Source organism: Micromonospora maris AB-18-032, assembly GCF_000204155.1.
Lineage (GTDB): Bacteria > Actinomycetota > Actinomycetes > Mycobacteriales > Micromonosporaceae > Micromonospora > Micromonospora gifhornensis.
Genome location: NC_015434.1, coordinates 3,392,159 through 3,410,827, shown reverse-complemented (window position 1 = coordinate 3,410,827; position 18,669 = coordinate 3,392,159). Strand labels below are relative to the sequence as shown.

The 18,669-nt window shown below is 71.2% G+C and carries 21 protein-coding genes; 9 read left to right on the top strand and 12 right to left on the bottom strand.

Going from position 1 to position 18,669, the window contains the following annotated elements:
• Positions 1–52: 52 nt before the first annotated feature.
• The 5 genes from pstA to VAB18032_RS15085 all read right to left on the bottom strand — a co-directional run bounded on the left by pstA (position 53) and on the right by VAB18032_RS15085 (position 5,534).
• Positions 53–967: a phosphate ABC transporter permease PstA gene (gene pstA / locus VAB18032_RS15105; protein ID WP_013733729.1), complete on the bottom strand. Its 915-nt coding sequence runs from the start codon at positions 965–967 to the stop codon at positions 53–55.
• Positions 964–1,956 carry a phosphate ABC transporter permease subunit PstC gene (gene pstC / locus VAB18032_RS15100; protein ID WP_043724358.1) on the bottom strand — a complete coding sequence of 331 codons (993 nt, stop codon included), beginning with the start codon at positions 1,954–1,956 and terminating at the stop codon, positions 964–966. The genes pstA and pstC overlap by 4 nt, the downstream gene beginning before the upstream one ends.
• 76 nt (positions 1,957–2,032) lie before the next feature.
• A complete protein-coding gene (gene pstS, locus VAB18032_RS15095; protein WP_013733727.1) occupies positions 2,033–3,112 on the bottom strand; it encodes a phosphate ABC transporter substrate-binding protein PstS in 1,080 nt (359 codons plus the stop codon).
• A gap of 195 nt (positions 3,113–3,307) precedes the next feature.
• A complete protein-coding gene (phoU, locus tag VAB18032_RS15090) occupies positions 3,308–3,952 on the bottom strand; it encodes a phosphate signaling complex protein PhoU (RefSeq protein WP_013733726.1) in 645 nt (214 codons plus the stop codon).
• A gap of 214 nt (positions 3,953–4,166) precedes the next feature.
• Complete coding sequence (locus VAB18032_RS15085) at positions 4,167–5,534, bottom strand: MGH1-like glycoside hydrolase domain-containing protein (protein ID WP_013733725.1); 1,368 nt, start codon at positions 5,532–5,534, stop codon at positions 4,167–4,169.
• 208 nt (positions 5,535–5,742) lie between these two features.
• Here VAB18032_RS15085 and VAB18032_RS15080 point away from each other — a divergent pair, with 208 nt between their 5' ends.
• Together VAB18032_RS15080 and VAB18032_RS15075 are read left to right on the top strand one after the other, a co-directional pair.
• The gene (locus VAB18032_RS15080; RefSeq protein ID WP_013733724.1) at positions 5,743–6,354 is read left to right on the top strand and encodes a class I SAM-dependent methyltransferase; all 612 of its coding nucleotides are present in this window, start codon (positions 5,743–5,745) and stop codon (positions 6,352–6,354) included.
• Positions 6,355–6,377: 23 nt separating this feature from the next.
• The gene (locus VAB18032_RS15075; protein ID WP_013733723.1) at positions 6,378–7,001 is read left to right on the top strand and encodes a class I SAM-dependent methyltransferase; all 624 of its coding nucleotides are present in this window, start codon (positions 6,378–6,380) and stop codon (positions 6,999–7,001) included.
• A 5-nt stretch (positions 7,002–7,006) separates the two neighbouring features.
• Here the strand turns inward: VAB18032_RS15075 and VAB18032_RS15070 are convergent, their stop codons facing one another.
• Both VAB18032_RS15070 and VAB18032_RS15065 read right to left on the bottom strand, forming a co-directional pair.
• Complete coding sequence (locus tag VAB18032_RS15070) at positions 7,007–7,291, bottom strand: hypothetical protein (RefSeq protein ID WP_013733722.1); 285 nt, start codon at positions 7,289–7,291, stop codon at positions 7,007–7,009.
• A 246-nt stretch (positions 7,292–7,537) separates the two neighbouring features.
• Entirely contained in the window at positions 7,538–8,509 is a 972-nt protein-coding gene (locus VAB18032_RS15065) for an aldo/keto reductase (RefSeq protein ID WP_013733721.1), read from the bottom strand.
• Positions 8,510–8,563: 54 nt separating this feature from the next.
• Here VAB18032_RS15065 and VAB18032_RS15060 point away from each other — a divergent pair, with 54 nt between their 5' ends.
• The 4 genes from VAB18032_RS15060 to VAB18032_RS15045 all read left to right on the top strand — a co-directional run bounded on the left by VAB18032_RS15060 (position 8,564) and on the right by VAB18032_RS15045 (position 10,904).
• Entirely contained in the window at positions 8,564–8,929 is a 366-nt protein-coding gene (locus VAB18032_RS15060; protein WP_013733720.1) for a MerR family transcriptional regulator, read from the top strand.
• A 97-nt stretch (positions 8,930–9,026) separates the two neighbouring features.
• The gene (locus VAB18032_RS15055) at positions 9,027–9,758 is read left to right on the top strand and encodes a class I SAM-dependent methyltransferase (protein ID WP_013733719.1); all 732 of its coding nucleotides are present in this window, start codon (positions 9,027–9,029) and stop codon (positions 9,756–9,758) included.
• Positions 9,759–9,840: 82 nt separating this feature from the next.
• The gene (locus VAB18032_RS15050) at positions 9,841–10,434 is read left to right on the top strand and encodes a dihydrofolate reductase family protein (protein ID WP_013733718.1); all 594 of its coding nucleotides are present in this window, start codon (positions 9,841–9,843) and stop codon (positions 10,432–10,434) included.
• Entirely contained in the window at positions 10,431–10,904 is a 474-nt protein-coding gene (locus VAB18032_RS15045) for a GNAT family N-acetyltransferase (RefSeq protein WP_013733717.1), read from the top strand. The genes VAB18032_RS15050 and VAB18032_RS15045 overlap by 4 nt, the downstream gene beginning before the upstream one ends.
• Before the next feature lie 11 nt (positions 10,905–10,915).
• Here VAB18032_RS15045 and VAB18032_RS15040 read toward each other — a convergent pair whose 3' ends face one another.
• Complete coding sequence (locus VAB18032_RS15040) at positions 10,916–11,812, bottom strand: LysR family transcriptional regulator (RefSeq protein ID WP_013733716.1); 897 nt, start codon at positions 11,810–11,812, stop codon at positions 10,916–10,918.
• A 70-nt stretch (positions 11,813–11,882) separates the two neighbouring features.
• On the opposite strand from VAB18032_RS15040, the gene VAB18032_RS15035 reads away from it, so the two are divergent.
• Positions 11,883–12,824, top strand: a complete 942-nt coding sequence (locus VAB18032_RS15035) for a dihydrodipicolinate synthase family protein (RefSeq protein ID WP_050814747.1) — start codon at positions 11,883–11,885, stop codon at positions 12,822–12,824.
• Here the strand turns inward: VAB18032_RS15035 and VAB18032_RS15030 are convergent.
• Positions 12,799–13,179: a VOC family protein gene (locus VAB18032_RS15030; protein WP_013733714.1), complete on the bottom strand. Its 381-nt coding sequence runs from the start codon at positions 13,177–13,179 to the stop codon at positions 12,799–12,801. The two genes, VAB18032_RS15035 and VAB18032_RS15030, sit on opposite strands and share 26 nt — an antisense overlap.
• Positions 13,180–13,241: 62 nt before the next feature.
• Complete coding sequence (gene eccB / locus VAB18032_RS15025; RefSeq protein ID WP_013733713.1) at positions 13,242–14,624, bottom strand: type VII secretion protein EccB; 1,383 nt, start codon at positions 14,622–14,624, stop codon at positions 13,242–13,244.
• A 182-nt stretch (positions 14,625–14,806) separates the two neighbouring features.
• On the opposite strand from eccB, the gene VAB18032_RS32335 reads away from it, so the two are divergent.
• On the top strand, positions 14,807–14,983 hold the full coding sequence (locus VAB18032_RS32335; RefSeq protein ID WP_013733712.1) for a hypothetical protein: 177 nt from the start codon (positions 14,807–14,809) through the stop codon (positions 14,981–14,983).
• 116 nt (positions 14,984–15,099) lie between these two features.
• Here VAB18032_RS32335 and VAB18032_RS15020 read toward each other — a convergent pair whose 3' ends face one another.
• Together VAB18032_RS15020 and VAB18032_RS15015 are read right to left on the bottom strand one after the other, a co-directional pair.
• Positions 15,100–16,245, bottom strand: a complete 1,146-nt coding sequence (locus tag VAB18032_RS15020) for a fatty acid desaturase family protein (protein WP_013733711.1) — start codon at positions 16,243–16,245, stop codon at positions 15,100–15,102.
• Between the two features lie 15 nt (positions 16,246–16,260).
• Entirely contained in the window at positions 16,261–17,352 is a 1,092-nt protein-coding gene (locus VAB18032_RS15015; protein ID WP_013733710.1) for a ferredoxin reductase, read from the bottom strand.
• 83 nt (positions 17,353–17,435) lie between these two features.
• Between VAB18032_RS15015 and VAB18032_RS15010 the strand changes: the two genes are divergently transcribed.
• Positions 17,436–18,665 (top strand): PucR family transcriptional regulator, encoded by a 1,230-nt coding sequence (locus tag VAB18032_RS15010; protein ID WP_013733709.1) that lies wholly within the window; start codon positions 17,436–17,438, stop codon positions 18,663–18,665.
• Positions 18,666–18,669: the final 4 nt, after the last annotated feature.

Here is an 18,669-nt window from a genome sequence, read left to right as displayed (position 1 = left end):
GGGGGCGTGCACCGCGACGGAGGGGCGGGTGGTGAGGTTGTTGCTGGCCATGTCAGCGCTCCTTGATGGCGAACCGGCTGGAGATGAAGCGGGCGATGACCGTGAAACTGAGCACGATCACGATGAGCGTCAGTGCCGCACCCCAGGCCCGGTCCTGGGCCGCCGGGAAAGAGGTGCTGGCGTTGCGGAAGATCTGTGCCGGCAGGGCGGTGTTGGAACCGTCGAAGAGGTTCCAGTTCGGCGTGAAGACGATGCCGGTGACGATGATGATCGGCGCGGTCTCGCCGGCCGCGCGGGCCACGGCCAGCAGTGAGCCGCTGGTGATGCCGGAGATCGCCGCCGGCAGCACCACGGTCAGGGTGGTCTTCCACTTGCGCGCGCCCAGCGCCATGCTCGCCTGGCGCAACTCCTCCGGCACCAGCCGGAGCATCTCCTCGCTGCTGCGGATGACCACCGGCAGCATCAGGCAGGCCAGCGCCAGCGCACCGGCGAAGCCGGTCTGCTGACCGACGAGCAGCACCCAACTGATGTAGACGAACAGACCCATCACGATCGACGGCACGCCGGTCATCACGTCGGCCATCAGCCGGATCACCCGGGCCAGCGGCTTCTGCTTGCCGTACTCGTTGAGGTAGATCGCGCCGAAGACGCCCAGCGGGATGGCCATCAGCGCGGCGGCGCCGGTGATGACAAGCGTGCCGATGATCGCCGGCGCCATGCCGCCGCCCTCGCGGCGGTACGAGTTCGGGATGTCCTCGGTCAGGAAGGACAGGCTCATCACCCCGGCGCCCTTGCCGATGACCGTGTAGGTCACCAGGGCCAGCGGGATGACGGCGAGCAGCACGGCCCCCCAGATGGCGGCCGTGGCGAGGTGGTTGGTGAACCGGCGACGGCCCGACAGGGCGGCCCGGGTCAGGTCGGGTCGGCCGGCGGCCGGGCGGGTGGCGGGTGGTGCGGTGACGCTCACGCGACGCTTCCCTTCATCCGGGCCTCGGCCCGACGGACGACCGTCTGGGCGAGCACGTTGATCAGCACCGTCATCGCGAAGAGCACGACGCCGAGGCCGATCAGGGCCGCGGTGAAGGTGCCGGTGGACTCGCCGAACTGCTGCACGATCACGGCGGCCATCGAGTTGCCGGGAGCGAACAGGTTGGCGGTGATGTTGGTGGCGCCGCCGATCACCAGGGCCACCGCGATCGTCTCGCCCATCGCCCGGCCGAGGCCGAGCATCACCGCGCCGACGACGCCACCGAAGCTGTGCGGGAACACCGCGCCCCGGATCATCTCCCAGCGGGTGGCGCCGAGCGCGAGGGCGGCGTCCTTGTCCGCGCGCGGCACGGTGCTGAACACCTCGCGGGTGATCGAGGTGATGATCGGCGTGACCATGATCGCCAGGATGAGACCGGCGGTCATGAAGTTCCGGCCGCTGCTGACCGGGCCGAAGATGCTGCCCAGCACCGGAATGCCGCCGAAGACGTCGTGCAGCCACTGGTAGACCGGCACCATGGCGGGCGCGACGACCAGGATGCCCCAGAGACCGAACACCACCGACGGTACGGCGGCCAGCAGGTCGATCACGGTCACCGCCGGCCCGCGCAGCCGGCGCGGCGCCAACTCGGTGAGGAACAAGGCGATGCCGACCGAGACCGGCACCGCGAACAGCAGGGCGATCAGTGAGGAGATCGCCGTACCGAACGCGAACGACAGCGCGCCGAAGATCGCGTCACCGGCGGCCGGGTTCGGGTCCCAGGTCCGTTCGGTGAGGAACCGCAGGCCCATCGCGTCGAACGCCGGCCAGGCCTCGCGGACGGTGGTGATCAGGATCAGCCCGAGAATCGCCAGCACCAGCAGGCCGGTGCCGAGCGTCCACCAGGAGAAGACGCGGTCGCCGAGGGCGCTGCTGCCGCGTTGGGACAGCGTCGACCGGGCGGTGGGGGTCTTGTTCGTCAAGGTCATCTTCACTCCAGCTCAGGTACCCGGCTAGGGACGGGATCGCTTCGATCCCGTCCCTAACTGGCGATCTTGATCCTGATCAGCCCTGGATCTTGTCGACCTGGGCCAGCGCCTTCTCCTTGAGGGAGGCGGGCAGCGGCGCGAAGTCGATCTCCTTGGCCAGGTCCTGGCCGTCGTTGAGCAGGTACTTGAGGAAGCCCTTGACCAACTCGGCCTTGGCGGCGTCGCCGTACGAGGTCTTCACGATGATGAAGGTCGGAGCGGTGATCGGGTACGAGGTGGCACCGGCGGCGTTGAGCGGGTTGTAGCTCAGGTCCGCGGCGATCTCGGCGCCCTCCAGGCCGGCGGTGGTGCCCTCGAGCGTCGGCTCGACGAACTGGCCGTCCTTGTTCTTGATGGCGGCGAACTTCAGGCCGGTGGCCTTGGCGTCGCTGAGGTCCACGTAGCCGACCGCGCCGTTGGTCTGCTGCACGATCTGGGCGACACCGGTGTTCTTCTCGCCACCCTGGGTGCTGGCCGGCCAGTTCACGGTGTCACCGCTACCGAGCTTCCAGGTGCCCGCCGCAGCGGCGTCGAGGTACTTGGTGAAGTTGCTGGTGGTGCCCGAGCCGTCCGAGCGGTGCGCGACCACGATCGGGGTGCTGGGCAGCGTCACGCCGGGGTTGTCCGCCTTGATCGCGGCGTCGTCCCAGGTCTTGATGTCGGTCTGGAAGATCTTGGCGAGCGTCTCCGGGCTGAGCTGGAGCTTGTCCACGCCCTGCAGGTTGTAGGAGACCGTGATCGGCGCCGCCACCGTCGGAACGTAGAGGAACGAGCCGGCAGCCACACCGTCGGTGTCCTTGACCAGGCTGTCGGTGCCGGCGAAGTCGACCAGACCCTCACCGAACTGCTTCTTGCCGGTGCCCGAACCGGTCGCGTTGTAGGTGACCGTCACCTTGCCGGCCTCACCCTTGAAGGCCTCGATGACCTCTTGGTAGTACGCGTCGGGGAAGCTCGCGCCGGACGCCTTCAACTCACCGGACAGGTTCGCGTAGGCGCTGTCGCCGCCGCTGTTGCTGCCGGGCTCCGTGCTGTTGTCGTTGCTTGCGCAGCCGGTAAGCGCGAGCGCGGCAAGCGCGACGCCGGCGAGGACGCGCCGCGAAAGCACGTTGCGGTTCACCAGGTAAGCCTCTCTATCGGGGTGCATCAGCCCGTCCGGGCCGTACGCGAATCAAGCTGTCAGGCCCAGGTAGCCGGACTCCCGGCACCAGGTGAACGAAAAATGAACTTGGCGGCACCGGTGATGGCCGACCGGGAACGGGATGTGACGTTCTGGCGCACCGACGCGTCGAATGCCCGGTATGGGCACCCGATCTCAGAGCCGGACGGTCCCGGTCACCAGGTAGACGACCTGCCGGGCGACGTTCACCGCCTGGTCGGCGTAGCGCTCGTAGTAGCGACCGACAAGCGCCAGGTCGATCGCCGACTCCACGCCGTACGACCAGCCGGAGACCAGCATCGACAGCAGGCGTTCCTGCGCGGCGTCGACCTCGTCGTCGTCGAGGCCCAGCTGCATCGCGTCCAGCGGGTCCCGGGTGGCCAGCACCATCGTCGCCTTGTCGGCGATGCGGGCCGCCGCGTCGGCCATCTCGGTCAGCACCGGCACCGCCGGCTCCGGCACCACACCCACCGGGTGACGCATCAGGACCACCTTGGCGATGTGTACGGCGAGGTCACCCATCCGGTCCAGGGCGCCGGCGATCCGCAGCGCGCACACCACCAGACGTAGATCGGAGGCCACGGGCTGGTGCCGGACCAGCACCTCGGGGATCATCGCCTCGGCCTCGGCGCGGCGGCGGGCCAGGATCGCGTCGTCGGCGATCACCGTCTCGGCCGCGTGCCGGTCGACGTCGAGCAGGGCGACGCTGGCGCCCCGGATCGCCGTACCGGCCTCGCGGCTCATCGTCGCCAGGATTCCGGTGAGCCGGTCAAGTTGCTCGTCGTAGCTGTCGCGGCCCATCGCCCCTCCGTCCTACCGGGGCCACGGCCCGTCCTGCCGCGGTACCCGTCCAACGTCAGGCTGACCACTGTGGCACGGCGCTGCCGCGCTCGCCGGGGCCCTGGCCAGCAACCTACCTGCCGGACCCGCTCCGCGCCCGCTCCGCAATCCTGCGGCAGGGCTTCGTTAAGAGGGGGCCCCTGCTATACACCAGGCGTTAACAAGGTGCCCTTCCTTACATCTCGGCGAGGAGGTCGAGCAGGAGGGCCGCGGTCCAGCTGAAGGCCGGGGAGCCGAGGCCCGCGCCGGTGTCCGGATGGAAGTACTCGTGGCATCCCGCCGTGGCCGCCAGCTCGATCATCGATGCGCCCAGGCCGGCTGCCAGCCGAGGGTGCCCGTGCGCCAGCAGCCCGTACCGGACCAGCCAGTTGATGTTCATCCAGCTGGGGCCGCGCCAGTAGCGCAGCGGCTCGAAGTCGACGGCGGTGCGGTCGTGGCTGGGCAGCGGGCGGGTCATCCGGTCGGCGAGCCCGAACCGGGGTGAGCCGGCCTCGACGAGAATCGCCTCGACCTGCGCGGTGGGCAGGTCGGGCAGGATCAGCGGGGTCAGCCCGAGCACCGTCCGGGCCCGGGTGAGCCGGCCGGTCCGCAGGTCGCGGGCGTGGAAGGTGCCGGTCGTCGGGTCGTACAGCCGGTCCACCAGCGCCGTGGTGATCGCCGCCGCGCGCTGTCGGTGCGGGCCGGGGTCCGCGCCGATCTCCCGCGCGATGTGCGCCAGCGCCGACTCGGCCGCGCCCATCGCCGCGTTGAACAGCGGACACTCCACCAGGAACGGGTGCCGGTCGGCCAGCTGTTCGTCCCGGTAGCCGGCCGCCCGGTAGGCGGTGACGATCGCGACGTAGCGCGCGTAGTCCAGGTCCGTGGGGCGGTGCGCGGCGGCGGCGTGCACGATGTCGCGCCGACGGTACGCCCGCAGCACCGCCTCCTCGGTCGGCACGGCGGCCAGCGGCTCGTCCCAGGCCGGGCTGTTGTCCAGCCCCGACTCCCACGGATGCACGATGCTGGCCAGCCCGGCACCGCCGACGTCCCGGTGTTCGCTCAGGTAGTGCTGCTGGGCCACCAGGCGCGGATAGAGCCGGCCCAGCGCGGCACGGGCCGGCTCGGACGGGGCCCGGCGGTAGGCGTGCCATGCGGCCAGGGCGTGCACCGGCGGCTGGACCAGCCCGGAGGTGGCCGTACGCGGTGTGCCGGCCACCGAGGTGGTGGCCCAGAAGGCCGGTCCCGGGAAGTAGGCGTCGTCGGCGACCACCGGGTTGAAGACGATGTGCGGCACCCGCCCGTCGCGCCACTGGGCGTCGAACAGGCTGGTCAGCTCCGCCCAGGCACGCTCGGGGCGCAGGTGCGCCCAGCCGATGGCGCTGAACGCCGAATCCCAGCTCCACTGGTGCGGGTAGAGGGTGCGGGAGGGCACCGTGTGGTCGTGCTCCCAGTTGCCGTCGAGGGTGGCCCGGGCCACCGCGACGAGGGCGGCCCGCTCCCCTGCTGCGGTGTCGGCAGGCGGGGTGTCCCCCGGCCCGATCGCCGGCACAACCTGTTCCACCATGTGTCACTTCCCGGTAGCGCTGGGTTCCAGCATAGGCTCCGGCCGATCCGAGGTTCACTGACCCGGCCGTCGACTCCCGGGGACAGCAATCACGGGATAGTCTAGGAACCGGCGCATATCGGTCGAAGATATTCGATGAATCAGACCCGATCCCTGCGTACGGGGGCGGCCGCAGGTCCAGTGGCATGACGAGGCGAAGGAGCCCCGGATGAAGCAGTCGCGGCAGGGTCCCACGGGCACCCAGGGCGCGGACTACACCGAACGGTTGCAGCAGCTCAGCGGTGCCCGCTGGAAGCGGCTCCTGGACGTGCAGGCACCCTACCGGTGGAACCTGCGCCGGCTGCGCCTGGGCCGGACCCTCGACGTCGGCTCGGGGCTCGGCCGCAACCTGATCAACCTCGGCGAGGGTGCGGTCGGGGTGGACCACAACCCGACGTCGGTGGCGCACAGCCGCGCGCTCGGCCTTCAGGCGTACACCACGGAGGAGTTCTTCGCCTCCGAGCACGCCCGGCCGGGTGCCTTCGACTCGCTGCTCGCCGCGCACCTGCTGGAGCACATGCCGGCCGAGCAGGCCCGCGAGGTGGTCGCCTCGTACCTGCCGTTCGTCCGCCCCGGCGGCCGGGCGGTCTTCATCACCCCGCAGGAGCGCGGCTACCACAGCGACTCGTCGCACGTCCGGTTCGTCGGCTTCGCCGAGGCGGCCGAGGACTGCGGCGCTCTCGGCCTGAGCGTGCAGCGGCAGTACTCCTTCCCGTTCCCCCGCGCCGCCGGTCGGGTGTTCACCTACAACGAGTTCGTGACGGTGGCCCGACTGCCCTGAGCACCGCTGGTTACGGTGGTCCGATGAGCGAGCGCAGCGCCGCCCCGGGCAGCCCGACCCGCTGGGCCACCGACACCGGACCGGAACACTCGCAGTGGTACGTCGACCGGTTCCGGCAACTGGCTGCCGAGGGTGCCGACCTGGCCGGTGAGGCACGGCTGGTCGACGCGCTGGTGCCGCCCCGCTCGCGGATCCTCGACGCCGGCTGCGGCACCGGCCGGGTCGGCGCCGAACTGGCCGCTCGCGGCCACACGGTGGTCGGCGTGGACGCCGACCCGGTGCTGGTCGAGGCCGCCCGCACCGACCATCCGGGGCCGCGCTGGCTGGTCGCCGACCTGACGACGTTGGATCTCGCCACGGCCGGGGAGCCGGAGCCGTTCGACGCGGCGGTGCTGGCCGGCAACGTGATGACCTTCGTGGCCGCCGGCACCGAGGTGGCGGTGCTGCGTCAGGTGGCCGCGCACGTACGCCCCGACGGGGTGATCGCGATCGGCTTCGGCACCGACCGGGGCTATCCGCTTGCCGACTTCGACGCCCATGTGGCCGCCGCCGGGCTGCGGCGCGACCACCGCTTCGCCACCTGGGACCTGCGTCCGTGGCACGACGACGCGGACTTCGCCGTCACCGTGCTGCGCCGCCCCGCCTGACCACGTCACGCCTCTCGGGCCGCGCCGCCCTCCAGACCGGCTGCGCCTTCCATACCGGCTGCGCCCTTCGGACCGGCTGCGGCCCGGCCGTGGGAGGTGCGGCCCGGCGGTAGCGGGCGGATCGGGGTGATCGTCGGGAGGTAGGCGATCGCGTCGAAGCTCTCGGTCAGCGACGGCAGTTCGTAGTAGTGCTCCTCGTCGCGGTCCGCCTCGTAGAGGCCGGAGATCAGGCGGGTCCGCCAGGGCCGGTCGAGCCGGTACGCGAGGTCGGCGGGAGGTTGGCCGTGCATGTCGACGACCAGGTCGCGGGCGGTGCGGGCGAGGTCGACGAACGGTACGCCGGGGTGGGTGCCGAGCCGCCGTTGGACGTGCTCGCCGTTGTCGTGGGCGGTCCGGACGATGTCGCAGGGCGGGCACGCGGCGATCGAGCACCTGCGCGGGGTGCTCGCCGAACTCGGCGTGGTGGCGACCCGGCCGCGGGCTCGGTGCCGCAGTGGTGCCGAGGGCCGTGGTCGGGTCGGCAGGGCGTCAGCCGGTCAGTCCGCCGAGTTCAGTCGGGCCAGGTGCGTCTCGTCGAGGGTGAGGGCGACCCCGTCCAGGGCGGCGTCGAGCTGGTGGAGCTTGCTGCCACCGAGAATGGGCCGGATGCCCTGGCTGACCAGCCAGGCGAGCACCACCTGGCCGCGCGTCGCGCCGGTGTCGCGGGCCACCGCGTCCAGCGCCGCCAGCCGGCGGGTGTTGCCCGGATGGTCGTAGACCTGCGGGATTGACTTGGCCGAATTGTCGTACGCCCCGCTCAGCAGCGGCGTGTAGGCCCAGAGGTCCATCCGGTGCGCGCGGGCGAAGTCGAGTTGCTCGTCGCTGAGCACCCCGTGCGGGTGGATCACGCCGTCCGGTCGGGTGCCGGGGCGTACCCGCAGATAGGTGGCGTTCAACTGGAACGCGTCGATCGGCATGGTGCCCCGGGCGGTCGCGTACGCGCGGGCCCGTTCGATCCGCCAGGCCGGGTGGTTGGAGGCACCGACCCGGCGTACGGTGCCGGCGGTGACCTGCTCGGCGATCGCGTCCACGCTCTCCTCGATGGGCGTGGCCCGATCCTCCTGGTGCAGCCAGAGCAGGTCGACGTACTCGACTCCCAGCCGGTCCAGGCTGCCGGCGAAGGCGTCGCTGATCGCCCGACGGCTCAGCCCCGCCCGGTGCGCGGGCCAGGAGCCCTTCCACAGCGGCTCCGCACCGACCTTGGTGGCGATGCGCACCCGCGCGCGGACGCCGGGGCGGGCGGCGAGCCAGCGGCCGAGGATCCGCTCGCTGTCCCCGCCCCGCCCGTCCGGGCTGTGCCAGAACGCGTAGCAGTCGGCGGTGTCGATCCATTCGCCACCGCGTTCCACGAACCGGTCGAGCAACTCGAACGAGGTCTTCTCGTCGACGAGAGTGCCGAAGGTCATCGCGCCGAGCACGAGAGCGGAGACGGCCGGGCGTCGAGCCTCATCGAAGTGATCCGAAGTCATGCGACCACGATTCAACCTGGAGCGCGCTCCAGGTCAAGCGGTACGGTCCGGAGGGTGAGGACGTACACACCCGCTGAGGCGGCGCGGCGCAGCGGTTTCTCCATCGACACCCTGCGCTACTACGAGCGGGAGGGCATCCTCGCACCGGTGGCGCGTACGCCCGGTGGGCGTCGGGTCTACCGCGACAGCGATCTGGCCACTCTGGATTTCCTGCGCTGCCTGCGCGACGCGGGCATGCCGATCGAACGGCTGCGCCGCTACGGCGAACTTTGCCGCGACCCCGACACCGTCGCCGAACGCGTCGAGCTGCTGCGCGAACACGCCGCCGCCGTCCAACAGCAGATGGACCAGCTTCGCAGCTGGCAGGCCCGGGTCGAGGAAAAACTCGCCTGGTACGAGAAGCAACTCGAACAGAGCTGAACACCGCCGCCGTCGTCGGTGGAAGATCGTGCCGCTTGTGTGAATTAGGCCATTTTATGCTTGTTTGTACGCTTGGCTTGGTAGTTGGCTGGTCGGCATGGCACGCATCGCATACAACGCAGCCGACGCGGCGGCGTTCAAGGCCAACCGACACGTCACCGAGGACAGCCTCGCCGCCTGGCAGGCGGCCGTGATCCGGCACCTCGACCCGCAACCGGGGATGCGGGTGCTCGACCTGGGCTCCGGTACCGGGAGTTGGGCGCGGGCCTTCACCACCTGGCTGCCCGACGCCGAGATCGTCGCCGTCGAACCATCAGCGGCCATGCGGGACCACAGCGTCTTCGCGCCGGTCCTGGCCGGCGACGCCGCGCACATCCCACTGCCCGACGGCAGCGTCGACGCGGTATGGCTCTCCACCGTCATCCACCACATTCCCGACCTGCCCGCCGCCGCACACGAACTGCGGCGAGTGCTGCGCCCCGGCGCCTCGGTGCTCATCCGGTCGGGGTTCGCCGGCCGACCCGAGAGGATCAGCCTGTTCCGCTACTTCCCGGAAGCCATCGCGGTGCTCGACACCTTTCCGAGCATCGCCGACGTCGAAGCCGCCTTCGGCGCGGCGGACTTCACCCTGGTCGCCGTCGAGCAGATCCCCGAACTCACCGCCACGTCGCTCGGCGAGGTGGTCGCCAGCCTGCGTCGGGAGGCGCACACCCTGCTGCAACTGATCGACGACGACGCGTACGCCGCAGGGCTGCGGCGACTGCACCAGGCCGCCCAGGTGGACAGTGGACCGGTGATCGACGCGCTCGACCTGCTCGTCCTGCGCTGACCGCGTTTCGGGCCACCATGCAATCGTCGACTCCACTACGGTCATCGGTGGACAGCAGCAGGTCGTCGCCGGAAGGACCGTGATGCCGGGTCGGTTCGTGTACTGGATGAACGTCTCCGTGGATCTGCGGATCGAGTACGCCCCGGGCGAGGCGGGCGGCGGCAAGTGGATGCGCATCACCGAGCCACTGCACCGCGTCTTCAACGAGCGGGCCCGGGCCATGTCGCTCGCGGTCGAGGGCCGCACGATCTACGAGACGATGGAGTCGTTCTGGCCGGCCGCCCGCCACGACGACTCGCTGCCCGACTTCCTGCGCGAGTACGGCGAGATCTGGACGTCGATGCCCAAGGTGCTGGTGTCGCGCACCCGCACGCACGCCGACCACAACACCCGGATCATCGGCGGCGACGACGCGATCGAGCAACTGGCGAAGCTACGCGCCGAGACCGACGGTGTCATCGGCGTCGGCGGCGCCACCGTGGCCACCCAACTGCTGCGGGCCCGACTGCTCGACGAGGTGCTGCTGTTCACCCATCCGGTCGTGCTCGGCAGCGGCCGGCCCCTGTTCGACGCGCACGACGAGCCACTGGAACTGGACCTGCTCGAACAGGCATCCTTCGACGAGGGTGTGACGATGCACCGGTACGCCGTGCGGGGCACCCGCCCCGCGTCGTGAGCGCCACCCTGGCGGACATCGTGATCCGTCCTGCCCGCGACAGCGACGCCGACGCGGTCGCCGAGGTGTTCCTGGCGTCCCGAGCAGCCGCCATGCCCTACCTTCCCCGCCTGTACGACGACGAGCAGACCAGAGCATGGATCACCCAGGTGATGCTGCCGACCAGCACCACCTGGGTCGCCGAGTCCACCACGACCGGCGAGATCCTCGGCTTCGCCGCCCTCGACGGCAGCCTGCTGGCACACCTCTACCTGCGCCCCGACGCCCGCCGGCAGGGCATCGGCACCGCGCTACTCACCCACGCACAGCAGGCCAGCCCGACCGGGCTAAGTCTCCGCGTCTTCGCCCGCAACACCGCGGCGCGGGCGTTCTACGAGCATCACGGTTTCCGCCCGATCGACAGCAACGACGGCAGCCGCAACGAGGAGAACGAGCCCGACATCACGTACCACTGGCCCGGCCCACGCTGACTGACGACCGGTCAGCCCACCTCGGGCAGGTCGGCGGCGGCACCACGGAGGGCGGCGATGCTGGCGAGCACTGCGGGGTGGTCGGCGGCGCCCTGCCGGTAGGCGATCCGGGTGCGGCGGCGGATGGGCAGGGGGACCAGGCGGGTGCCGGCGGGTGGTCCCTCCACGGCCAACTGGGGCACCAGGCCGACGCCCTGACCGGCGGCGACCAGGGCGAGCACGGCGGTGAAGTCGTCGGCGTGGTGGCGGACGTTCGGGCGGAATCCCGCGAGGTCACAGGCGTGCAGGGTGACCGCGTGGCAGAGCGTTCCCGGGCTGCCGATGATCCAGTCGGCGTCGCGTACCACGCGCATCGGGTCGACGGGCACCGGGTGGGTGGCGGGCAGCGCGAGGAAGACCGTCTCGTCGAGCAGCGGCGTCGAGTCCAGCGCCGGGTCGGTCTGCACGGGCACGATGTCGTAGTCGTGCACGAGGGCGACGTCGAGGCGACGCTCGCGCAGCGCGGCCGGCACCGCGACCGGATCCAACTCGGTGACCAGCAGATCCAGCCCTGGATGCTCGCGGGCCAACTCGACCAGGGCGGGTAGCAGCAGGGGACGCACCGCGCTGGGGTACGCCCCGATGCGTACCGTGCCGAGCAGTCCACCGCGAGCGGCGGCGAGGGTGGCCTCGGCGGCTTCCAGCCCGGCGAGGATCACCTCGGTGTGTCGTACCAGTGCCGTCGCGGTTGCGGTGAGGCGTACCCCTCGACCGACGCGTTCCAGGAGCACGACGCCGGTCTCCCGTTGCAGCGCGGCCAACTGCTGGGAGACGGCGGACGGTGAGTAGGTGTGCGCCTCGGCGACGGCGGCGATGGTGCCGAGGCGGGCCAGGTCGCGCAGCAGCCGCAGCCGACGGACGTCAAGCATCAGCTCAGCTTACGGATTCGTGGAGGAATCGGAACTGGTGCTTCACGCTGTGCGGTCGCAGGCTGGTGGCATGACACCCACCGGACTGTACGTACCGCTGATCACGCCCTTCGACGCGCGCGACGAGGTCGACCAGGAGGCGCTGACCCGTCTCGCCAACCGGGTGCTCGCCGACGGCGCCGACGGTCTGGTGGCCCTCGGCACCACCGGCGAACCGCACGCGCTGAGCGCCACCGAGCAACGCGCGGTGCTCGACACCCTCGGCGCGGCCTGTCGGCGACACCGCGCCGGGTTCATGGTCGGCGCGCACACCGCCGAGGACCTGCGCGCCCTCGCCGGGCGCCCCGGCGTCACCGCGGCGCTCTGTCTGGTGCCGCCGTTCCTGCGCCCCGGCGAGGAGGCGGTGCTCGCGCACTTCGCCCGGCTGGCGGAGGTCTCCCCCGTGCCGCTGGTCGCCTACCACGTGCCGTACCGCACCGGGCAGGCGCTGTCCGCCGGGGCGCTGCGTCGCCTCGCCGACCTGCCTCAGGTGGTGGGCGTCAAGCACGCGGTCGGCGGCATCGACGCCGACACCATCGCCCTGCTCGCCGACCCGGCACCGGACTTCGCGGTGCTCGGCGGCGAGGACGCGTACCTCTCGCCGCTGCTCGCGCTCGGCGCACACGGCGGCATCGTCGCCTCCGCGCACCTGGCCACCGCCGACTACGCCGCCCTGGTCGCGGCCTGGCGCGACGGGGACACCACCCGCGCCCGGCCGCTCGGGCACCGGCTCGCCACCCTCTCGGCTGCGCTGTTCGCCGAACCCAACCCGTCGGTGATCAAGGCGGTGTTGCACGCCCAGGGACGCATCCCGACCCCGACCCCGCGCCCACCACTGCTGCCCGCCACCGCCCAGGCCACGGCAGCGGCGCTGGCGTGCGCGGAGCAGGTGGCCGGGCCACCGGCCCTGGTCCGCCGACCGCCGCTCTCGGTGCCGACGAGGGGCATCAGACCGGGTCAAGGCGGCGCTTGAGCAGGCAGAACTCGTTTCCTTCCGGATCGGCGAGGACGTGCCAGGATGCCTCCACAGGCTGACCTATGTCGACGAGTTCGGCCCCGAGGCCCAAGAGGCGTTCGAGCTCGGCGTCCTGATCGCGGTCGGTGGCGTTGACGTCGATGTGCAGCCGGGCATGCCCGATCGTCGGCTCGTCGGTGCGGATGAGGAAGATCGTCGGCTGCGGACCGCCGAACCCTTCGCGCGGCCCTATCTCGATGCAGCCCTCCCCCTCGCGATCAAGCACTACGAAGTCCAAGACCTCGCACCAGAACCGCGCCAGCACCTCGGGCTCGCGGCACTTGAGCACAAGCTCACTGATACGGCATGCCATCGACGGACACCTACTCTCGGCGGGGGATCGGCCGCACACGCATCTCATGGGCGGCTGGAACTCTAGGAGGTGACGGCCCGTCGGGCCGTCTGCGGGTCCAGGCTCGCTCCGGCCGGGACGAGGCTGACCAGGCCCGCCGGCAGCCGGACGGGTCGGGTCTGCCCGTAGCCGAGCATGGCGGCAACCTCGGCGTCGGCGAGCACGTAGCGCCGGCCCAGGTCGGTGACCACGCAGAGCGCGCCGCCGACGGCGCCCGGGGTCGCCGTCGCCTCGACCAGGGCGCCGCTGCCGGGCTCGACCAGCACGTGGTCGGCCACCGTCCGGCCGGCCGCCGCCGCGACGGTGGGCGTGGCGGCGGACAGGTCGGGCAGGGTCGCGTCCAGACGCAGGTCGACGCCGGTCGGGTCGTCGCCGACGAGGGCGCAGAGCACCGGTGAGCCGGGGGCGGCCAGTCGGGGCGGCGTGCTCGGTGGCGCGTCGGGGCCCTCGGGCGCGAGATCGGGCAGCTTCGGCAGGGCGGCGAACCGCCCGAGGCTGATCTGCTCCGGTTCGCGCTGGCCGGTCCGGGCGAGTTGCAGGCCGGCCTGCAACTCGGTGACGCCGGCGAGGCCGTCGCGCAGCACCACCGCGTACTGCCGGCCGCCGCCGGAGTTGCTGACCAGCAGGACGTCGCCGACCCGGGCGTCGACCACCCGCTCGGAGGGCTCGCCCAGGTCGGGCAGTCGCAGTGGGGCAAGGTCGAGTCCGGCGGGCACGGTGTTGAGCACGGCCGCGGCGACCGGGACGGCCCGGGCGCGGGTTGTGGCCAGCGCGGCCAGCACCCGGTCGGCGTCGCGGATCAGGTGTCGACGCTGCTGCCGTACCAGGTGCAGCCGCCCGCCCGGATCCCGCAGGATCAACGCCTCGTCGCGCAACGGCCGACCGCCGGGGTCGCCGGTGCCGATCAGCAGCACCGACCGGGGATCGCGCCGGCCCGCCTGCGGGCCGGTCGAGCAGACCGTCCAGGGCGCGGCGGAGAGCCGGTTGGCCGCCGGCAACGAGTCGGGTGCGTCGGCGATGCCCAGGGGCAGACCACGGGGTACGCCGTCGATGGAGCGCCGCGACACGAGCACGGTCTTCGGCTGTTCGGTGCCGATGACCAGCAGCGCCGAGGTGTAGTTGGGCACCGGGTGCAACCGGTTGTCCCGGTAGACGAACCGGGCCCCCGACTCCTTCTCCACGATCACGGCACCGGTGTCGCGCCACTTCACCGCACCACCGGTGAACAGGCCGTAGAGGGCGAAGCCGCCCAGCCCGATGACCGCCACCAGAACGCTGGCCAGGCCCGCCCCGGCGAGCCGGCGAAACGGGGACTGCGCGGGGTCGGTCTCGCGCATCACCAGCGCGGCGACCACCCGCTGGAGGGTGAACTGGTAGGAGTGCAGCTGATCCTGCCGCGACGGCATCGCTTCCCTTCCGGCGAGCTGATCGGCGCACAGAATATGCGGTGCGTCGATGTCTCGCCGACCGTCCGCCACGACGACCACGCCGCACCGGCGAACGCCAACCGGCATGAACCGGGCGTTACCGGGTAGCTGACCGAGCGGGCCGTCCGGATCGACCAGGCGGCGGGTTCGGGAGGTGGGAGATGCGCGCGCTGCTCTGGGTCGTCGGAGTCGTCGGAGGAATTATCGTCCTGCTCGGCCTGCTCCTCGAAGCGGTCCGCTGGCTGGTGATCATCGGGCTGATCGCGCTCGCCGGGGTGATCATCCTGGCCTTCGTCCGGGGACGTCAGTCGGCCCACAACTATCCGAACCGCCACTGAGCTCAGGTCGCCCCGATCGGGCATCCCGCGTCAGCCGGAACCTGGCCCTGCGGTGGCTACGGCGCCCAGGCGGTGCAGACCGCCCGCGCACCGCGCCACCGCGGGCCGTATGCGGATCAGGTGCCGGCGGGAACGAGGGCCGGGGTCGGGTTTTCCTCGATGACGGCGGTCCGGCGACGGTTCGGCAGGGAGAGCCGGAAGATCTTCTTCCAGGCCGAGAAGACCTGCCGGGGCAGCGAGCCGGTGACGTACTTGAGTCCGTACTTGTCGAACAGGGCCCGCACCTCGGGGGCGATCTCCTGGTAGCGGTTGCTCGGCAGGTCGGGGAAGAGGTGGTGCTCGATCTGGTACGACAGGTTGCCGGTCATGATGTGCATCAGCCGGCTGCCGCTGATGTTGGCCGAGCCGAGCATCTGCCGCAGGTACCACTCGCCGCGGGTCTCGCCCTCGATCGAGGTCTTCTCGAAGGTCTCCACGCCCTCCGGGAAGTGCCCGCACATGATCACCGCGTGGCTCCACAGGTTGCGGATCAGGTTGGCGGTGAAGTTGGCGGCCATGGTGTGGAAGAACGACGGACCGGACAGCACCGGGAACAGCACGTAGTCCTTGAGGACCTGGCGGCGCAGCTTGCGGCCGGTGGCCTTCAGGTTGGCGCGGAACTGCGGGTCGTTCTTGAGGCTGCCGTCCTTGAGCTTCTCGCGCAACTCCAGGTCGTACGCGGCGATGCCGTACTCGAAGAAGCAGGCGTTGACGAAGTTGTAGAACGGCTGACCCAGGTGGGCCGGGTGCCAGGGCTGGTCCTCGTCGACGCGCATGATGCCGTAGCCGAGGTCGTTGTCCTTGCCGACGACGTTCGTGTAGCGGTGGTGCAGTTCGTTGTGCGACTGCTTCCACTGCTCGGCGGGGCTGACGTGGTCCCACTCCCAGGTCGTCGAGTGGATCTTCGGGTCGCGCATCCAGTCCCACTGGCCGTGCAGGATGTTGTGCCCGATCTCCATGTTCTCCAGGATCTTCGCCAGCGACAGCCCGGCGGTGCCGACGATCCAGGCCGGCGGGAACAGCGAGAACAGCAGCACGACCCGGCTGCCGACCTCCAGCTTGCGCTGGGTCGAGATGACCTTGCGGATGTAGGCGGCGTCCCGCTCACCCCGGTCGGCGATCACCCGTTCCCGGATGGCGTCGAGTTCCTTGCCAAGGGTTTCGATGTCCTCGGCGCTGAGGTGCGCGATCGGGTTGACGGCTTTCTTCTGGATGACGGTCACGTCGACGTTCTCCGATCAAATTTCGAGTTCACAGGCGCCGGCCGCGGCCGACACGCAGGTCTGCACGCGTACGCCGTCGCCCGGCAGGGCGGTGGTGAGCTGCCCGTTACGCAGGTCACGGACCGCGCCTTGGCGCATCGGCAGCACACAGCCGAAACAGATACCCATCCGGCAGCCCGAGGGCATCAACACTCCGGCGTTTTCTCCGGCGTCGAGAAGAGGGGTGCCGCCGTCGGCCTCGATGGTGACCGACGAGCGGGTGAAGGTGACCGTGCCGCCGTCACCGGCGGTGATGATGGTCGGCCGGAACCGTTCGGTGTGCAGCCGGTCGGTGACGCCCCGCGCGGCCCAGTGCTGCTCGACAGCGTCCAGCAGACCGATCGGGCCGCACGCCCAGGTCTCGCGTTCGCAGTGGTCAGGCACCAGGGCGTCGAGCTCGGCCACGTCCAGCAGGCCGTCGACGGCGGTGTGCCGCTCCACCAGCCGGATGACACCGCGCGCGGCCAGGTCACGCAGTTCCGCGCCGAACACCACGTCGGCCGAGGTCGGCGCGGAATGGATCAGCACCACGTCGCTGCCGGCCAGGGCGCCGCTGCGCAGCATTCCGGCGACCGGGGTGATGCCGCTGCCGGCGGTGAGGAACAGCACCCGCGACGGCGCCGACTGGGGCAGGACGAAGTCACCGATCGCCTGGTCGAGCTGCACGATGGTGCCGGGGCGTACCCGGCGCACCAGGTAGTTGCTGACCACCCCGTCGGGGATCGCCTTGACCGTCACCGTGATCGGGTCGGTCCGTCCACCCGGCGCGGACGTCACCGAGTAGGCCCGCCACAGGCGTACGCCGTCGACGTCGACACCGAGTCGGATGTACTGTCCGGGCACGTGGCCACGCCAGCTGCGGCCGGGCTGGATCACCACGGTCGCCGCGTCCGGGGTCTCCGGGCGTACGGCGACGATGCGGCCGCGCAGGTCGGCGCCGGCCCGCAGCGGCGCGACCATGTCGAGGTAGTCCGCGGGCAGTACCGGCGTGGTCACCGTCTCGGCGAGCCGCCAGAGGCGGCGCCGGAGGGACCCTTTCGCGCCCGGTGGCGGAACGGTGGCGGTCATATAACGATGGTCGCGGCCCGCTGGCATAAAATCTTGGCCAGCGAAGGTAAAGTGATCCATCCCTTTTGTGCGGGGAGAACAACGTGGCGGACATTTCCGGCACCACTCATCGGGCATCCCGCCTCGAACTGGAGCAGCGGGTGGCCCGCGAGCTACGTGACCGGCTACCGCTGGTCGCCGCGCAGACGGTCAGCGCTATCACGGCCGAGGTGCCCAGCTACTCCGGCACCCTGACCGGGCAGATGCGGGACAAGATCGAAAACGCGGTGCAGATCGCGTTGGGCACGTTCCTGCAACTGCTGGAACGCCCGCAGACCAGCGCGGCCAGCACTCCGCTGGTGCCGGCGCTGGAGGCGGCGTACGCGCTGGGCAGTGGTGAGGCCCGCTCCGGTCGCAGTGTGGACGCGCTGCTGGCCGCCTACCGGATCGGCGCCCGGGTCTCCTGGCGGGAGATGGCCGCGGCCAGCGTGGCGCTCGGTCTGCCCGCGGCCACCGTGGCGGAGTTCGCCGAGCTGATGTTCGCCTACATCGACGAGCTGTCCGCCGCCAGCGTGGCCGGGCATGCCGACGAGCTGGCCAGCGCCGGCCGGGCCCAGCGACGCAACCTGGAACGGCTCACCCAGCAGCTGCTCGCCGGTGAGCCGGAGGAGGTGCTGCTGCGCAGCGCCGAGCGGGCCGGCTGGCAGGTCCCGGAGACGCTCACCGTCGCCCTGCTGCCGCAGGCCAAGCTGCGCGGCGCGCTCGCGCTGCTCGACGAGCACACCTTGGAGAGCAGCGAGGAGCTACCCGCCGGTGAGCCCGGCGAGGAGACCGCCGTGCTGCTGGTGCCGGACATGCACGGCGACCGGCGTCGCCAGCTCGCCCGGGTGCTGCACGGCCGCCGCGCGGTGCTCGGCCCGGCCCGCCCGTGGGCGCACGTCAGCTCGTCCTACCGGCGGGTGGTCCGGGTGGTCGGACTGGGCATCGCCCAACCGCCCGACGGTGAGCCGCTGGACACCGACCGGCATCTGGCCGAGCTGCTGCTCAGCGCCGACATGGAGGCCCTGACCGACCTGCGCGCCCGGGTCCTGCAACCGCTCGCCGACCTGCCCTCGGCCACCGCGGAACGGCTCGCCGAGACGCTGCGTTCCTGGCTGCTGCACCAGGGCCGACGCGACGACATCGCCGCCGACCTGTTCGTGCACCCGCAGACGGTGCGCTACCGGATGGGACAACTGCGCCAGCTCTACGGCGAACGGCTCACCGACCCGCGCAGCGTGCTCGACCTCACGGTCGCGTTGGCGCTGCCGACCGGAATCGCCACCGCGAGCTGACGGG

Excerpts from the sequence above, each read along its gene's own strand:
- pstC (WP_043724358.1), bottom strand. The coding sequence starts at position 1,956 with ATGACCTTGACGAACAAGACCCCCACCGCCCGGTCGACGCTGTCCCAA.
- phoU (WP_013733726.1), bottom strand. The coding sequence starts at position 3,952 with ATGGGCCGCGACAGCTACGACGAGCAACTTGACCGGCTCACCGGAATC.
- VAB18032_RS15085 (WP_013733725.1), bottom strand. The coding sequence starts at position 5,534 with ATGGTGGAACAGGTTGTGCCGGCGATCGGGCCGGGGGACACCCCGCCT.
- VAB18032_RS15080 (WP_013733724.1), top strand. The coding sequence starts at position 5,743 with ATGAAGCAGTCGCGGCAGGGTCCCACGGGCACCCAGGGCGCGGACTAC.
- VAB18032_RS15075 (WP_013733723.1), top strand. The coding sequence starts at position 6,378 with ATGAGCGAGCGCAGCGCCGCCCCGGGCAGCCCGACCCGCTGGGCCACC.
- VAB18032_RS15070 (WP_013733722.1), bottom strand. The coding sequence starts at position 7,291 with ATGCACGGCCAACCTCCCGCCGACCTCGCGTACCGGCTCGACCGGCCC.
- VAB18032_RS15065 (WP_013733721.1), bottom strand. The coding sequence starts at position 8,509 with ATGACTTCGGATCACTTCGATGAGGCTCGACGCCCGGCCGTCTCCGCT.
- VAB18032_RS15055 (WP_013733719.1), top strand. The coding sequence starts at position 9,027 with ATGGCACGCATCGCATACAACGCAGCCGACGCGGCGGCGTTCAAGGCC.
- VAB18032_RS15050 (WP_013733718.1), top strand. The coding sequence starts at position 9,841 with ATGCCGGGTCGGTTCGTGTACTGGATGAACGTCTCCGTGGATCTGCGG.
- VAB18032_RS15040 (WP_013733716.1), bottom strand. The coding sequence starts at position 11,812 with ATGCTTGACGTCCGTCGGCTGCGGCTGCTGCGCGACCTGGCCCGCCTC.
- VAB18032_RS15035 (WP_050814747.1), top strand. The coding sequence starts at position 11,883 with ATGACACCCACCGGACTGTACGTACCGCTGATCACGCCCTTCGACGCG.
- VAB18032_RS15030 (WP_013733714.1), bottom strand. The coding sequence starts at position 13,179 with ATGGCATGCCGTATCAGTGAGCTTGTGCTCAAGTGCCGCGAGCCCGAG.
- eccB (WP_013733713.1), bottom strand. The coding sequence starts at position 14,624 with ATGCCGTCGCGGCAGGATCAGCTGCACTCCTACCAGTTCACCCTCCAG.
- VAB18032_RS32335 (WP_013733712.1), top strand. The coding sequence starts at position 14,807 with ATGCGCGCGCTGCTCTGGGTCGTCGGAGTCGTCGGAGGAATTATCGTC.
- VAB18032_RS15015 (WP_013733710.1), bottom strand. The coding sequence starts at position 17,352 with ATGACCGCCACCGTTCCGCCACCGGGCGCGAAAGGGTCCCTCCGGCGC.